This is a genomic window from Dyadobacter sp. CY345, from assembly GCF_021502725.1.
In the GTDB taxonomy this organism is placed as follows: Bacteria; Bacteroidota; Bacteroidia; order Cytophagales; family Spirosomataceae; genus Dyadobacter.
This window is the reverse complement of the sequence record NZ_JAKFFS010000001.1, coordinates 1,319,058-1,336,623: the sequence shown is the minus strand read 5'-3', so window position 1 is coordinate 1,336,623 and position 17,566 is coordinate 1,319,058. Positions and strand designations below refer to the sequence as shown.

At 41.7% G+C, this 17,566-nt stretch carries 9 protein-coding genes; 3 read left to right on the top strand and 6 right to left on the bottom strand.

Annotated elements, in window-relative coordinates; genetic code table 11:
* The first annotated feature begins 41 nt into the window (after window positions 1–41).
* Both L0657_RS05555 and L0657_RS05550 read left to right on the top strand, forming a co-directional pair.
* Window positions 42–629, top strand: a complete 588-nt coding sequence (locus L0657_RS05555; protein ID WP_235149423.1) for an RNA polymerase sigma factor — start codon at window positions 42–44, stop codon at window positions 627–629.
* Entirely contained in the window at window positions 613–1,956 is a 1,344-nt protein-coding gene (locus L0657_RS05550) for a hypothetical protein (RefSeq protein WP_235149422.1), read from the top strand. Before L0657_RS05555 ends, L0657_RS05550 begins: the two co-directional genes overlap by 17 nt.
* A 137-nt stretch (window positions 1,957–2,093) precedes the next feature.
* Here L0657_RS05550 and L0657_RS05545 read toward each other — a convergent pair whose 3' ends face one another.
* From L0657_RS05545 to L0657_RS05535, 3 genes are all read right to left on the bottom strand, one after another.
* Window positions 2,094–5,417 carry a DUF5107 domain-containing protein gene (locus L0657_RS05545; protein ID WP_235149421.1) on the bottom strand — a complete coding sequence of 1,108 codons (3,324 nt, stop codon included), beginning with the start codon at window positions 5,415–5,417 and terminating at the stop codon, window positions 2,094–2,096.
* A gap of 13 nt (window positions 5,418–5,430) precedes the next feature.
* Window positions 5,431–6,792, bottom strand: a complete 1,362-nt coding sequence (locus L0657_RS05540; protein ID WP_235149420.1) for a sugar porter family MFS transporter — start codon at window positions 6,790–6,792, stop codon at window positions 5,431–5,433.
* A 423-nt stretch (window positions 6,793–7,215) separates the two neighbouring features.
* The gene (locus tag L0657_RS05535) at window positions 7,216–8,142 is read right to left on the bottom strand and encodes an AraC family transcriptional regulator (RefSeq protein ID WP_235149419.1); all 927 of its coding nucleotides are present in this window, start codon (window positions 8,140–8,142) and stop codon (window positions 7,216–7,218) included.
* 149 nt (window positions 8,143–8,291) lie between these two features.
* Here L0657_RS05535 and L0657_RS05530 point away from each other — a divergent pair, with 149 nt between their 5' ends.
* The gene (locus L0657_RS05530; protein ID WP_235149418.1) at window positions 8,292–9,329 is read left to right on the top strand and encodes an aldose epimerase family protein; all 1,038 of its coding nucleotides are present in this window, start codon (window positions 8,292–8,294) and stop codon (window positions 9,327–9,329) included.
* Between the two features lie 24 nt (window positions 9,330–9,353).
* Here the strand turns inward: L0657_RS05530 and L0657_RS05525 are convergent, their stop codons facing one another.
* The 3 genes from L0657_RS05525 to L0657_RS05515 all read right to left on the bottom strand — a co-directional run bounded on the left by L0657_RS05525 (window position 9,354) and on the right by L0657_RS05515 (window position 17,411).
* A complete protein-coding gene (locus tag L0657_RS05525; protein WP_235149417.1) occupies window positions 9,354–12,647 on the bottom strand; it encodes a VCBS repeat-containing protein in 3,294 nt (1,097 codons plus the stop codon).
* A gap of 76 nt (window positions 12,648–12,723) precedes the next feature.
* The gene (locus L0657_RS05520; protein WP_235149416.1) at window positions 12,724–14,301 is read right to left on the bottom strand and encodes a RagB/SusD family nutrient uptake outer membrane protein; all 1,578 of its coding nucleotides are present in this window, start codon (window positions 14,299–14,301) and stop codon (window positions 12,724–12,726) included.
* Window positions 14,302–14,345: 44 nt separating this feature from the next.
* Window positions 14,346–17,411, bottom strand: coding sequence for a TonB-dependent receptor (locus L0657_RS05515; RefSeq protein ID WP_235149415.1), 3,066 nt, complete (start codon window positions 17,409–17,411; stop codon window positions 14,346–14,348).
* Window positions 17,412–17,566: the final 155 nt, after the last annotated feature.

Genomic DNA, 17,566 nt, shown 5'->3' with positions numbered 1-17,566 from the left:
GTGATACTTATGTGATAGCGTTTCCCCACTACCCCTAATCGATGAAGCTTTTTCGCAGCAAAAAATACGAAAGTTTGAACGAGCTTGTTATAGGCTGTCAAAAGCTTGAAGCCAGTGCGCAAACTGAGTTTTATAAAAAATACAAGACAAAACTGATGGGTGTTTGTATTCGTTATGCAAAAACTCAGGCTGAGGGCGAAGATATTTTTCAGGAGGCATTTATAAAGGTCTTCAAAAAAATTACGGAGGTCAGGGAAATTGAATCGATTGACCGTTGGGTTAAATCAATTGTGATAAATACCGCAATCAATTATTATAACAGAACAACACGACAACAACTTCTTCACGTAAATTTGGATAATGCTGACCAAAATTTTTACTCGGAGGAGTACGAATCTTTGATCGACAAATTGGATATTGAGGTTGTACTTAACATTATATCTCAACTTCCAGATGGGTATAGAATGATTGTAAACCTGCATTTAATCGATGGATTTACACACGCAGAGATCGCAGAGATGTTATCGATAGCCGATGGGACAGCGCGATCGCAGTATCATCGGGCACGAAATATTCTAATGAAAAAATTACAGGAAATAGGTATAAGTCGCTATGAAATCCCCGGATAACAATATTGACAGAGCTCTTAAAGCGGCGCTGAAACGAAAATTTGATGACTTTGAAGCGGAAGTGGAAAGATCATCGGAAGATATTATTTTGACCAGCTCAAACCGCTCTTATTGGCAATCCGCAGGATCGAAAAGTGTGGTGTTTGCTGGACTGGTAACTGTTTTATTTTTCTCTTCATTATTATATTTTTCCATCTTTACGGAGAAAGAAACAGCCTCGGTTAACATCAACACAGAAAGCAATTCCCAAAGCCGGAGAAAATCGCCGAAGGTGACGCATGATTCTGGTGTGTCCCAAAATAAAGTGCCGGACGCTCCAATTGGAAATAAATTAATCGGTCTAAACAATCAAATAAATAATCCCAAAACTCTAAAAATCAATACAAAAGGGCCTAAGCGCGCAGCTTCGGCTGGTATGTCGAGTGGAGGTTCCAAACCAATCGAAATTGACGAAACCTACGAAAACAATATAAACATTTCTGCGGTATTGCCTCAGTCAGGACAAAAACAGATCGGGGATTATGTCATAGAACCGGAAGTATCTATAAATTCATTAAATCCTGGCAAGCAAGATGATAATCCTGATTTAAAAGACAGGGTAATACCAATAACATTTGATTTGGATATAATCGGTAAAAGGCCTTTTGAGCAGTACAGTTTTGATCCAAGGCTGAGCATTGAATTACCCGCAACAGCCGGAGAAGAGGAGAATAAAATTTCAGATAGGACCAAGAAGAAGTTTGGCTTCGTTTTCAACACTGTTGCGCTGAACACCATTCAGATTTTAACTGTCAAAGCCTCGCCAGGCGTGGTTTATCAGAATGTAAGCGTCCCATCAGAAATTTATCCTGACCAGTTGAGTTACAAATTTTCAGGTGGTATTACACAAGGAGCATTTCAATTACTTTTTAGCTATGGCCAATTGAATCAGTCATTTCGGTATGAAATCAAATCTGACAAATTTGAACTTCAAAAGACTGACGAGGAATATTATTTGGTAACAAAAGGTATTCAACACCAACAAAATAATAAGCTAAAATTTGTCGGCCTTGGCTTGAAACGGCATGGGGTGATAACAAATAGCTCTATTTTTCAAAATTATTTTGGAGACGTAGGTCTGGAGTTTTCAAGGGAACTTTCAACGAAAACAAATGTATTATGGGGAAATGTAGCGATCGGCAAAGAAATCTTAATCAGTAAAAATTCTAAACTTAATATAGGGCCATACGTGGAGTACAGTTTCACAAAAATGATAAACCCGGATACAAAATTTCAAGTTCAGCCCTATCAGATTGGCCTGTCGCTTGGATTCCGATTTTTGAACTGAAAACTATCTCCTGACTTCAATATGACTATTACCATTAAACGGATCGAATCTATATCCTGATTTTATGGAGTTTTTTGAATGCCAAAGAACAATTCGGCATTCAAAAAACTCCATCCGTAATTAGCAGAGCAATAAAATTATATCTTCGAATAAGACTTCTTAATCAGTTCAAGGTGCAGAATAGCTCCCTGATGGGAACGATCTTCTTCGAGTACTTTCTTAAACAGGACTTCTGCCAATTGATAATTTTCCATTCCCTGATGGCCAAGAGCTGTAATGTAGATACAGTGAATTTTATTAAGCAAACCGAGATCGGAGTCGAATATTAAAAGATCAGGAAGGGATACCGCAAAATAATCCAGCGTAACCTGATCGTTTTGATGTGATTCTCCATACGAAATGAGCTTCTCAAAAATCTCATTTGCCTTTTCGTTTCCTCCCAATTTTTTCCAGGCAAGCCCCTGATAGAATATTTTATCAGGTTGCTGATCATTGTAGAAAATTGCCGCGGAGGGCTCACTATTTCCTTTTGTAGCTTTTTCAAAATAGTCAGCTGCCTGATCACTTTCATTCAAACCTTCACTGGCACACCCCAGCCAATAAAGTATATCATTTTCAGGTGCATCCGGTAGTTTTCCTTCTCCAAGATTATACGGTAACGTCAGCGATTTTTTCAATTGCGCCGTTGCTTCCTGATAATTTTCATTGGCCAGACTTTCCAAGGCCATTCCTGCCAGAGCAAACTGGTATTGTCCCGAAACCTTGCCCTCCCCTCCTTCCCAGGGATGAAACTGACGGTTTTCAATCAACTCCAGTGCCTTTTCGGGCTCTCCGTTCAGGTTGTATAACGCAGCCAGTTGGAGATACAAATCATCTCTTTTCTCTACGGTTTGTTTGTGATGATTCAAAAATGCGAGCCGTTCCGCTACGGGTCTGTTCAGGCGCAGATACAACTGATCGAGTTCCATAAGTATACGAGCATCTGATTCATTGAGCGCAAATGCCCTTTCATAATAATCGAGTGCCAATTCTGCCTTGTTTTCTTTGTTAAAAACTGCGATACCCAGGTTTCGAAGGACGGTCGGGAAATTTGCGTTAATTGAGGCCGAGCTTTTCCACAAATCTATCGCTTCATTGTATTGCCGCTTGTCATAAAAAAGATTTCCCAGATAATACGGCGCATAGCTGTCCGACGCGTTAAATTCCATTGCCGCATACAAAACCTTTACGTCTTCCAGTTTATTTGGAAAGCAGTAATCAGGCTTCTGGGCTGCCGCCTTCTGAAGATATCGTGTTGCCAATGTTTCATCCCCCAAACTTCTGCTGACGTCAGCCAGGTGGTAATAAATCATGGGATTGGTAGAACCGGCTTTTTCTGCAAACATTAAAAACTCGGATGCTTCTTCGTACAGTCCGGCCCACTTAAAATCCAGTGCATATTCCAGATAACTGTTATCATCATTTCTTGCTAAGGTTTGTATTGCAGCTAAATCTGCTTCACCGGCTTTCATCATTTGGCCTATTTTAACCAACTCAAACCTCGCAGCCAGATTGAAACTATCCCGGCGTATTGCTTCCTTACAAACTTCTATCGCTTCCGGATAACGTCCCAGTTTTCTCAAACCGGCAGATTTCACTACATACGCTTTGCTGCTGCGGGCATTGCGGTCCAGAGAAAAATTGATATGTTCAAGCGCTGAGTTGTAATCTCCTCTTTTCAAATCAATTTGTGCAAGCGAAAGATATGCCGCATCCTGCCAGGCCGCAGACCAAGCAGCTTTGTAAAATGATTTATAAGCCTCATCTGTTTTTTCCAGAAACAACTGACTCAATCCCAGGTTGTAGTAAGGCTCACCATCATAAGGATTCGGGTTCCGGCTCGTTGCTCTCTCGATTGCAGCTTTGAAATAAAACTCGCTTTTCAAAAACTGACCTCTCCGCAAATACCAGGCACCAAGTGCATTGTTATTTCGGATATCTTTTGGATCACGGCGAAGTGCTTCTTCGTAATATGGAACGGGACTATACGTGGCATGCCGGTATTGCTCCAGATGCTGTCCGATCAGAAAAAGCTGTTCGTTGTTTTCGATTTCCTGCGGAAGACCGGGTGCCAGAGCAGGGCTCGGGATTTCGTTAATCTGATTGGCAGAAGGCTCAAAGCGTAACAATTCCTTTCCATTACTATCAGAAATAATCAAAACCAGTTTATCCGGTTCTGCATAAACAGGCAAAACAAACGTAGTTTCAAAAATTTTCTCAGGGAAAATGTCAGCTGAGGTATCCACAAACTGCTCCTCGCCCTGCGCCAGCGTGATTCTTGTATTAAGCTGAACCGAAGTAACCAGAACCTGTATTTTTGCCGATCCGGACTCAACTTCCAGATTGATCAAAATATCCTTTGTCGCATTTTTGACAACACCCAAATCATGATAAGGAAGAAAATACTGCGTAAACGATTTTTCTTCATTTGGCATCAGCCAGGTAAAATCAGGCTGATTGTCTGTGAATACGCCAGTCATTAATTCAATATAGGGGCCGTCTTCGTCTGTAAGATTACGATCCCAGGCCTGGCCGAAATCGCCATGGCCCCAGGTCCATTGCTTTTTTCCCGGTGATACATGATGATTAGCGACATGTAATAATCCTCCTTTCGAATCGTGCTCGTATCCTCCTACAAAATCATAATTTGAATTGATGGCCATGTAGGATGTGGGTACAGGAATATTTTTGTAGCGCGATATGTCCGTCCCGGGAGAATAATCTGTCTTATAATAAGTGCCGGTCGCGATAGGGAAAGTGGAGACATCCCTTTTTCCATGATCGAAAACAGCGTTAACATCCGAAGGAAAGACAGACTGATAATCGTCGTTAACCTTTACGGCAGGATTTGCCCACCACAAAAATGTTTGGGGCAAGGTACTTCGGTTATATAGCTGCGCTTTTATTTCAAGATAAGCTTTGTTAGGATAAAGTGTAAAACCGGCCATACCTTTGGTTCGGAACATCTTTTCGATTTCGTTGACCCAAACCGTTTTGCTGCCATCTGTATTTTCTTCGATTCTGTAATCAACATTTTCAAAAGTGGAGGGGCGATGGTGCTGAGGCCAGTTGAATTCGATACCACCCGATATCCACGGTCCCGTAAGACCTACCAGGGCTGGCTTAATTACCTGATTGTAATAGACAAAATGTCTTTGTTTGAGCTTGTCATATGCCAATTGCACCCTGCCGCCAATTTCCGCCAGGATCATGATTTTCAAATATTTGTTTTCAAGAAAAAGTCCTGTATATTCCTTATCAAGCCTGGTGTCGAATATTTTCTCAATAACTGGATTGGGATAAACTACGCCGCTGCTTCCCTGATATACCCTTTTTTCAAAAAACATGGGATTTCTTTCCTTCTCACCTACTTCATAAGTAGGAATGGTAACTTTTGACTCCCAGATCTCAACGTGATCCATGTCTGTGTTATAATTAATGTTTGAAATAACTCTCTTCCAGATTTTCTAATGTTTGTCCTTTGGTCTCGGTCACGCTGGTTCTGATAAAAACAAATCCCAGAAAACAAATGGCCGCATAGAGGTAAAATGGCCCGTAAGTCCCAAGTGTTTTTGCCAGAACAGGAAAAGTAAAAACCAGAATAAAATAGGCTCCCCAAAGCGATACCGTAGCGGTGGAAATGCCCATACCCCTGATATGATTAGGAAAAATTTCTGTGATCAAAACCCAGGTGACAGGCGCCAGAGAAGTTGCATACAAGGCTATTGCGCACAAAACAAGCATCGAAACAACAAGAGCTGGTGCACCGTTTTGAAGCACATAGGCCAGCGCAATGTAAGTGACCGCAAGTCCCAGCGAACCTATGAGCATCAGGGGTCTCCTGCCCAGTTTGTCAACCTGCCACATCGCAACGAGGGTGAAAACCAGGTTTACTGCGCCAATTGCTACTGTTTCCAAAAGCTGGCGATCAAGGTCGGCACCGATGGATTCAAAAATGGTGGACGTATAATTAAAAACCACATTGATTCCGCAAAGCTGCTGAAACACCGCCAGAGTAATCCCCACTAACAACGCTGGACGTACCGCTTTTTGAAAAACTTCTGAAAATGAAGCCTTTGGTGCAGCTAATAAAGTCTTTCCGATGGCCTCCTGCGTAATTTTCACAAAGTGTTCGTTACCGATTTTAGACAATACTTTTTGCGCTTTATCAACCTGACCATCTTTGATAAGCCAGCGTGGGCTTTCAGGAAGCCATAAAACACCGATCAGAAACAATACAGCCGGAACAGCACCTAAACCAAACATCCAGCGCCAGGCATCGGGCCCCTGATCGGCGAGCAGGTAATTGACCATGTTCGTAATCAGAATACCAAATACGATCGTTAATTGATTAATGGAAACATTTCTCCCCCGCATTTCTGCCGGAGAAACTTCTGCAATATACATCGGGCTTAGCATCGAAGCCATACCAACACCGATTCCGGCTGCAAACCGCATCATAACGAAAACTGCCAGATTACCTGAGAATGCCATACCAATGGAAGATAATGCAAAAATCACAGCGGCGACGATAAGCCCTGGCTTCCGACCATAAGAATCGGCCAGCTTACCGGCAAACATACAGCCAACCATACATCCCAAAGCAAGCGAACCAGTCAGAAAACCTTCCCACCAGACATCGAGCTGGAACTCGTTTCTTAAAAATGGAAGTGCTCCGGAAATTACTGCAAAGTCAAACCCAAAAAGGTATCCTCCCAACGCCGAAATCAGCGATATTCCAAAAATGTAATTGCCATTATACTGTATCGTTTCTGATTTGAGTCCCGTCGTGATCATTCATTATAAATTTAATTGCATTGCCATTCCTGATAAATTATTACTGGTTCAATCAAGTATGAACCTCTCAACAGCTTACTTAATATCTAGAAATAGAAATCGTTAAATACCTCAAAATCTTGTAGATCAGAAAAGTCATTTAGCTTTCATACCAAAAATGACGGCATAATCGTCAAGATTGGCATTGGCCGAGTTGATTTACTGATAAAAGTGAATTTCGGGAAAAAATTAGTTGGCTGAAACTTTCAGCATATCCCTATGCAAAAGTGATTTTTTGATTTGTTTTATAGAATGGACTAACTTATCAAAATGATGAACTATACTACGGTATTCTTATATTTTTCGTATAAGGTTCGCTCATATCGGCGGGGTAAGACAATCAGACTTTCGTCAAAAGGTCTGGCGAAAGAAAAATCCTAAAATTCAGAAATGTTCCGGAGGGTTATCCTCAACAAATAATCTCTTTTTTCGGTAGTCCACAGGCGGGCATTCCATGATATTGCGGAATAATCTGGAAAAATAATATTGATCGCTGATACCCACCTTTTGCGCAATTTCACCAATACGAAGATCTGTAAATTGAAGATATTGACAAGCTTTCTGTATTTTCAGATGGTTGAAATATTCAATGGGTGCATAACCAGTTTTCTTTTTAAAGAGAGCGGAATAATGCGAAGGCGAGATGTTGACATAAGCTGCAAAGTCATCCAGTTTTAAGGAAGCGTCAATACTCTCCTGCATGTAATCAATCGTTTTACTGATGGCATCCTTGTCAGTTGTTTTCTTCGCCAAAGTAAATTTATCGCTTTGAATAAACGACACCAGAAATCGCCAGAGCGTCATATTGACATAAATAAGATTGTCCAGCCCATACCCTTTTTCCAGCGCATAATACATTTCATCAAAAAGCCGTACACGCTCCTCGTCGAAAGGCACGGCGTTGATGTGACTTTTGCCGGAATCCATCATGAGCCTGGCAATTGTCGTTGCTTGCTCTCCTTTGATATGCAGCCAGAAAATACTCCATGGATGTGTTTCGTCTGCACCATATCGGTGAGGAGTTCCGGTCGGGATGATTAAAAACTCACCGGTTTTAACCGGCACTATCCCCTTATCGGGCATTTGAGCCCATCCTTTTCCGTCCACACAGTATATGAGAATATTTTCAGGTACTCCGTCAAGGCGCTGTCTGTAATGAAATTGTGCCTTGGGATAAAATCCCATATCCGTTATATACATCGAACTAACAGGAGGCGTTTCCGAGCAAATTTCAATTACACTTTTGGGAAGCACAATGGCCTGCTGACCAGCAAAGCCGTCTCTTTTCCTGGAAATAGCAGTATCACTCATAACAATCTCTTTTCCAGCAAACCTAAGCAAAAAATAATAATATTGTCTATCACAAAGAAAATTTTGTCCAAATTTTTCATGTGTAAACCATACTAAGTTTGTACTGTGGAGAAATGCCAGAACAGGTAGAAAATTAAAGATCAGGAACGGTGCAAAATCAGAAAAGAATATCGCTTTTTACATTAAAAAATAATCAGGGAATTATTGCAGAAATTCTGGATTACGGGGCGATTATAAAATCATTGAAAGTACCGGACAAAACGGGAGAAACAACGAATGTTGTTCTTGGCTACCAGACTCCGGAAGATTACCTGACTGATCAATATTATATCGGATCGGTAATAGGCCGATATGCCAACCGGATTTCAAACGGAAGTTTTGAGCTGGAAGGAAAACGATTCCAACTTTCGAGGAATAATGACCAAACATGCCTTCATGGTGGATTTAACGGATTTAATAAGAAAATTTGGGAGACAATCAATCATACTGCCAATTCACTGACCTTGCAGTATGTCAGTCAAGATATGGAGGAAGGATTTCCGGGAAATTTAACAATAATGGTATCATACACTTTAACCGAGAAAAATGAATTAAAAATTGACTATCAGGCTGTTACTGATCTGCCGACCCATGTAAATTTTACACAACACAGCTATTTCAATCTTTCGGGCCGCCGGGATAAAACGATAGAAAACCATTTTCTTCAAATATTCAGCAATCAATATCTTCCCAACAACGAGCAGTCTGTTCCGAAGGGACATTTTGAATCTGTTCAGCAAACACCGTTTTCATTTATTGAGCCTCAACAAATAAGTGAGGCACTCCAAAGCACCGACGCTCAAATGCGTCTGGATTTGGGAATTAATCACAGCTTTTTGTTAAAAACAAAAAATTCACCTGACCTTCAACTGGCTGCCGGGCTGTTTTCCCCAGCCAGCGGAATCGCTATGAAAACCTATACAACTGAACCAGGAATTCATGTGTATTGCGCGAATTATTTTGGTAAAGAAAATTGGAAAATGACAGCATCAAACTTTCCGCAATACGCCGGGATTTGTCTTGAAACCCAGCATTTTGCTGACTCTCCAAATCATTCAACTTTCCCGTCTACTTTACTTCTACCGGGTGAGTTTTTTAATTCAAGAACTATATATTCTTTTGAAAATATAGATCAAAATACTGAATAACAATCTCTTACAATTACTACATTCCTATTTTTTGGCAAATACTGAAACATATCCACTATTTCTCGAAACAATAAAAAGGTCTCTTTTGCCCGTTAATTTTTTAATACTCCTGCAATCTCCACCTGCAAAAAATCCGGAAACTTCCGTTAGTATAGATTTGAAATCTCCTTTTCCATTTCCCTTCAACAATAAACCATAAAAAGCATCGTACTGCCCTGCCATGGGTTCTATGGTAAAATCATTACCGACCAAAAGTATATCCGGATTCCCGTCCCGATCAACATCATCAATCGAGATATCTTGTATAACTGAGAGTTGAGCGGCTTGTGGTAATGGTTTGATTACAAATTTACCAGAACCTCTGTTTTCGATGTACAGGCTTTGCTGCTCAAATGCCTGACTGACAATCACAGATTTTCGCTGCGCTCCGGTCAGTAGTTCGTCCATTTTGACGTTGGAATACAAAGCATAAGATTGGAAGCGTTTCTTAAACATGGGAACCTGCCGAACCAACTCATCCCTTGATGGAACCGGATATTCAACGCCACCCAAAAAGTAGGCCGGGATGGCATCATAACGACCATTATTATCCAGATCGCCACTGTAAATGGACATAGGTTGTGATTTTGAAAAACGGTAACGAGTATTCAAGCCAAGATTCCCAGCGACAAAATCCAGATCGCCGTCATGATCAAAATCCGCAGCTTTGACACAGTTCCAGAAACCATTGGAAGAAGGAAAAGCATTGCTGTCTGCCAGTTTTCCCTTTGTATTTTGAAACAATGTTAATGGCATAAGTTCGCCTGTCAGCATAAGGTCCGGCCAGGAATCGTTGTCAATATCCACCCAGACTGCATCCGTAACCATTCCTATATTTCTTAAAGTCGGAGCCACCTGATCGGTTACGTCGGTAAACCATCCGTTGTCATTACGTAAAATACAGCTTTCTCCTGCCTTGGGATATCCAAGCGGTGTTAGCCGGCCCCCGCGAAATAAATCAAGATCGCCATCATGATCAAAATCTGCTCCCACGACGCAGGAACCACTATGCCGTATAGCAGGTAATACGTTTGGCGCAAATGTGAAATTCCCCTTCCCGTCGTTAAGATAAACCCTGTCCTGGTAATATTCGGAACCATCAAAATACTCATTGGAGCCGCTCACAATGTACAGATCCAGATCCTTATCACCATCCAGATCGGCGAGCAAAACACCCGTATCTTCTTCATCTTTTTGATCAATCACCCCGGTAATCATTTTTTGATCAAACTTACCAAGGGTATTCTGAATGTAAAGTTGGCCCTGATGATGATACGATCCACCAACAAAAAAGTCCTGTAATCCATCACCATTAACATCACCAACGGTCATTTTAGGTCCTTGTTTTGAAAGCAGATGTGGCAACATAGGCTCCTGGCTGTAATCCATATAAGGTTCTTCCTGATGCAGATGGTTGATTCCGGATTGTGCCGAAACGTCGTTCATCATCGGGGCTAAAACCGATTTTTCAGGTATGGAAAATTTTGCATTCTGATAGTCAATCGTCAGTATCTGGTTGACCGCCAGTTTTCTAAGCGTTTGACTTTTTCCGTCAGGCCAGACAACGAGAACTGAATCGGCAAGTTTTGTATTTCCCAAACCAAAATGAACCTGATGATCACTTGAAGACTGATATCCTCTGGTCACAGCATGATGGATTTTCTGGAATGCACCGTTATGGTATAAGGTTATATATGCACCTAAGCCACCCGTATTTCCCTTATTCCCTTTCAGATTAAAATTCAAATAGTTTTTCCCAGTTGAATTATTTTCGAGAATAAAAGCCTCCTGGTTTATATTGTTCACTACCAGATCCAGATCTCCGTCCTGGTCCAGGTCCGCATAGGCAGATCCATTCGACAAGGAAGGCGACTCGCCAAACCAGTCTTTTGTCCGGTTGGTAAAAGTCAGATCGCCATTGTTTTGATAGATAAAATTATTTTTTTTAAGCGTCTTCATTTTTACCGCTTCCGTTTTCATCCTGTTATTGATGACCTCCACGGACTCACCTCCCTGCGCCATTTCGGCATTGTAGGCTACAAAATCCAGGTCGGTCACGTCGCGCAGGTATCCGTTCGTGATACAAAGATCTTTTAGCCCGTCATTATCAAAATCTGCAAAAAGCGGCGACCAGCTCCAATCCGTGCTATACACGCCGGAAAACTGCCCAATTTCGGAAAAATGAACCTGCTTATTTCCCTTATCGTCTTTCACCGATCCGGCATTCAAATGAAGCATATTCCGCATATACTGCGGATGATAACCCAACTGCGTAGCCATCTGAAACTGTTGAAAATTAGCCGGCCCCGCCATTATTTTTCGTTGCGCATTGTCGGCAGGAAGCATATCAACTGTCATCAGATCAACCTTCCCATCGTTATTAAAATCCGCAGCGTCAGTTCCCATGGTAAACTGGCTGTGATGCCCGAACGCCTCCTTCGCAGATTCTTTGAAGGTGCCATCCTGATTATTTAGATACAGTAAATCGTTGGATAAAAAATCATTTCCCACCAGGATATCTTCCCAGCCATCACCATTGAAATCGGTAATGGATAAACCGAGGCTCATTCCGTCATCGACAATTCCTGCCTGGATTGAGACATCCGTAAATTTAACGCCGTCATTGCGGTAAAGTTTGTCTGGTGAAAGGCCTTTTCCGTCACTCACAGGTGCAACCAGTTTGTTGGGGTTTCTGATCAGGTTTGTACTAGTGATCAGGAAAAGATCCAGGTCACCGTCTTTATCATAATCGAAAAATGCAGCTTGATTTGTGAATGTGGTATCGGCTATTCCGAATTTCTCCGCACAATCTTCGAACTGCATATTTCCTTTGTTGAGATAAAACTGATTCTTTCTTTTCTCGGCAGGATAATTTCCTGATTTACAGACATAAATATCCATAAGCCCATCCCCATTGACATCTGCCATGGTTACGCCAGTACTCCATCCACCCGTTTTAATTCCGGCAGTTTTTGTAATATCTTCAAAATGAAGGCCGCTTTCAGATTTCCCCTTATTCAGATATAATTTATCTGCTACCTGATTTCCGCTGAAATAAAGATCCGGCAATCCGTCATTATTTATATCGCCTACCGATACGCCGCCTCCATTATAGACATAGTAGTAATCGATCAGATTGAAATCTTCGTTCTCTTTTACAGTATTTACAAACTTCACGCCCGTTTGAGACGAGGGGAGCGCTGTAAAAAGTGTATCTGATTTCTGTTTACAAGAAACGGCCAGAACCCATAACAGACAAACGATGAACCTTGTTTTCATTTTTTAAAATACTATTAATTTCAACACAAAAACGGAGAGCCTTGACGACCCTCCGCGTTTATTATTTATCAGACATTTATTTCCACTCCGGATTCTGTACCACATTTGGATTTCCCTGAAGCTCGATCAAAGGAATAGGAAGTACATAATCCCGCGCTTTTGGTGCACGACCCACATTATACGTAGAAGAATAGTGTTTGATATAATCTCCCAGATAATCCGGCGTTCCGCCAAATTTACTTTTTCTACGCAGCTCCGGATATGTCACTTGTTCAAAAGCAAATTCATGCATGATCTCATTCATAATGGCGCTCTGCAATCCAGCCTTTGACAACCCAGCCAATGGAGTCAGTCCGGCTCTTGCCCTGACTTTATTAATCCCATCGTACGGATCACCCTGACCACTTTCGTTGCAAGCTTCTGAATGTCCCAGAAGTACCTCGGCGTAACGCATATAGACCGTATTTTTCTCCGTTGTCGTATTATTTTTATCCAGCTCAACCAGTTTAGAAGACCATGCCTTGCTAAAAATCAAGTCATCTGGTTTATTTGGATTTGCGTTGGGGTCTACCAGGCCACCAAATCTGGATAGGTTATAATCCGCTTTCGCTGACCATTTAACCGTTGGAAATTTCCCATCCGAGGTTTTAGCAGTTCTGCCGGTTTGGTAAGATTCAACGAATGTTCCACCGATACGTTTGTCATTTTCCTGGTAAGACATTCTGAAATCTTTCGTTGCGCTCAGCCAGCTCCACCCAGCGCCTCCCAGATCACTTGGAAAATCCTCCGGATTAAAATGCGCCGAATGATTATTATATTCCGCTGAATTCGCTTTTGCCGAAATCTGGGCTTCGAAGATTCTTTCTCCCTGATTTTCATGATCAACATCGAAATTATTTACAAAATCAGGAAATAAAGTCATACCACTGTTTGCGATGATGTCTTCGGCCGTGGCTTTTGCTTCAACCCATTTTTCGTCCCATAACTGCGCTTTCATCAGAAGTGTTTTTGCGGCCCATTTAGTAGCCCGTCCTGCATCTGTTCCGGTATAACTTGCCGGCAAAACCGAGGCAGCAGCCGTTGCGTCTGCATAGATCTGATCAATCACTTTACGTTTACCACCTGCATTGTCAGGTAAATCGCTGTAACTTTTGGTTGAAGTTATTTTAATCGGCGGATTGTCGAAGTATCTCAGAAGTTCGTAAAAATAAAATCCTCTTAGAAATTCAGCTTCCGCTTTGACTCTTTTTACTTTATCAGCATTCGCAACGTCATTCATTGCATCGGCCACTTCAATAAGTTTATTGGCGCGGTCAATAGAACGGTAACATTGCTGCCAATATGCATTGATGTAGTCATCTGACGCACTGACATTTCCAAGATTGAATTGCAATGGCCCCTTCTCCCACCCTACCTGGTAACCTACCAGACATTCAAAAACATAACGGTTGTAAAAGTGATTAGACCAATCGCCGTTTCCCATACCAAGGTCGTCATAAACAGCATTCACACCCAGTTCGAGCTCGGTTGCTGATTTATAGAAACTATCCGGATTTATGAAATCAGGTTTTTCTTTCAGATCGGAACAGCCAGCTGTGATCAGCATACCTACCGCTACTGCGAGCCTGGCCTGTTGTATAAATTTATTTTTCATTTGTTAAAAAAATTTAATGCCTTTAAACTATACTCAACCTTCCACTAGAATCCCAGATTAACACCTACTGTGACCGTACGTGCGCGGGGATAAGCATCGTAATCATCACCACGATTCAAATTACTTTGTCCACTGTTATTTACCTCCGGATCAAAACCTTTGTATTTGGTAATCAGTAATAAATTCTGGCCGCTTACGGATAATCTTGCAGAACGTATAAAGTTGCTGGAAAATGGAATATTATAACCAAGCGATACATTTTGCAACCTTACAAAAGAACCGTCCTGAATAAAAAATGAAGATTTACGGAATGAAATAAAATCTCTTCGTCCATCAATAATCGGCCGGTTGCCATTCGGATTTTCTGCGCTGTAAGAGTCTGTCAGGATGTTAGAAAGTTGATTTATTTTCTGCACCCCATCTCCAATTTCAGCCTGTTGTAAATTTCTCACCTTATTTCCCTGAACACCTCTGAAGAAAATGCCCAGATCAAAACCGCGGTATTTCAGCGAACTATTTAACCCCCAGGTGAATTTGGGGTTTGGGTCTCCTATGACCTTATAATCATCAGAAGTATATTTTCCGTCCTGGTTAACATCTGTATATTTTGGATATCCCACTCTCGCTGAATAAGTTGCAGCTTCGCCATCGGAAGTAAATAAACCAGCGTATTCATACCCTCTCCAAACACCGATCGGATTGCCCGCCTCGACCCAGCTTCCGTCGATACCCAAATGGCCGCTTGGACTTCCTGAAAAATAAGGCGTACTTTCACCAAGATCAGTCAGTTTGTTTCGCACATAGGAAATGTTTCCGCCGATATCCCATTTCAGCCTTTCTCCATCAATGGCTTTGAAATTAGCTTCGAAATCCATCCCCTTGTTGGTCAGTGTTCCTGAATTTAACAGAACAGTTCTAAAACCCGTACTTTGCGCAATCGAAACATATAAAAGTAAATCAGAAGTTTTGGTATTGTACCAGTCTATGGACAAATCAAGACGATTTTTGAGCAATCTGGTATTTAAACCAACATTCAACATCCGCGTCGATTCCCATTTAAGATCCGGATTGGCAATGTTATTGGCACCATATCCTGCCGTTAACTGACCGCCAAAAACATAGTTGTAGGGAACAAGGCCAGAAACAGACTGGTATGGTGGAATATTGGAATTACCGGTAACACCATAACTCACCCGAAGTTTTAAGTCGTCAAAAACATTACTAAGTCGTGAATCTGTAAAGAATTTTTCGTTTGCAATTTTCCAGCCCAGGGCTGCCGAAGGAAATGTAGCATGTTTGTTATTCGGGCCAAATTTTGATGAACCATCACGTCTGACCGTTACTGTCAATAGGTATTTATCATAAGCTGAATAATTAAAACGCCCGATTAAAGATTGCAGATTCCATTCCTGTCTGCCGGAATAGGGTGTCTGAATTTTCGAACCATTTTGCAGATTCATTGAGTTTACATCATCTGAAGGCAACCCAAAAGTAGATGCTGAGGCGTACTGATTTACTTCATGCTGAAATGTATAACCGGCTGTGGCATCAATAATGTGATTTGGATTCAGTTCTTTGTGATAGAACAATAAATTTTCGTTCAAAAGATTGGTTACGTTCCTGTTAAACTTATCTAACTGACGGGCATTCTGGCGGCCCAGTCGCGTAAAGCTGTTAAAAAATGAGGTCCGGCCTGCACTCACGACATCGGCACCAATGCTGGTTTTAAATTTTAGGCCGCTGAATAAATTAAAAGTAACGGCAGTAGTTCCAAACAGACGGTTGGTAGCGTCACGGTCATATCCTTCTTTGGCCTCTGCAACCGGATTAATACTGAATCTTCCATCATAACTTGGATAATTGTATCCACCGTTCTGGTCATAAACTGCAACGGTAGGGTCAAGACCCAGCGACGTTATCATAATTCCTCCCGGGCCTCCCCGATCCGTTGGAACGTTGTTTGAAATCAGCCGGCTGTATGACCAGCTATTGCTCAAAGTAGCCTTACCTCCCAAAAAGTCATTATCCAGATTAAAACGGAAACCATACCGTTTGAAATCTGTGTTGACAATGATACCCTGATTGTCAAGCATATTGGCGCTAAAAGCATATTTCATATTTGGATTACCACCTGAAAACGTCAGTTGGTGACTTTGAATACTACCCTGGCGGGTTACCGCGTCAACCCAGTTTGTTCCTTCTCCTGCTGCTGATATCTGGTCGTTGGTATATCTCCCGGCTCCCCCCTGGCTGATTTCCAGTTTATTGATATACCGCATATAATCGTCGGCGCGAAGCATATCAATTTTTCTGGCCATATTCTGAAATGAATATGATCCGTCGTATGTCAATCTGCCGCTTCCATCCTTACCTCTTTTGGTGGTGATCATAACCACCCCATTGGCACCCCGTGAACCGTAAATCGCAGTTCCTGATGCATCTTTCAACACCTCAATCGATTCAATATCATTTGGATTAAGCATAGCTAATGCGTTGGAAGGCTGTCGATTACCACCTGTTCCAACGGCATTGTTATCAGGGTAAATCGGCAATCCGTCTACCACATAAAGCGGTTCAGATCCACTAAGAATAGAATTCGGGCCACGAACTCTCACCGAAAGACCACCACCAGGCGCCGCAGAAGATTGTGAAATCTGGACTCCTGAAACACGTCCCTGTAAGGCCTGATCAAGAGACGTAACTGGAAATTCTTTAATTGCCGCACCTTTTACACTGGAAACAGACGCAGTAAGATCACTTTTTTTCACCTGACCATAACCAACCACGACCAGTTCTTCAAGTGCTTTGGAATTGGAAGCCATCTTTACTAGCAATGTACTGGCATTGCCGGTTGTTAATTCCTGAGTTTCAAATCCGATAAAGCTAAAAACCAGTTTCGTCCCGGCCTGTGCCTCGATGTTAAAATTTCCTTCTGAGTCCGTTGTAGTTCCTCTGCTGGTCCCCTTCACAGTAATGCTCACACCGGGAAGTGCCTCGTTATTATCTCCGGTAACTTTACCTGTGAGATTAGCTTGCGCGCTCACCGTCATCGAATAAAATAGAAGCATCATTAAAATCAATCTTCTAGGTAGAAGTATTAATTGTTTCATAACAAATAGGTTAAAATTTAGAACTGGACGACATCAACTATTTAAAGTGGAAAAATAAATTAATAATGTACAATTTATTTTTCCACAAATTTCTGCGTTAAAAAGGTGATAGCAAATGGACGCTATATGCAAAATGATGGACAATACTATGAAAA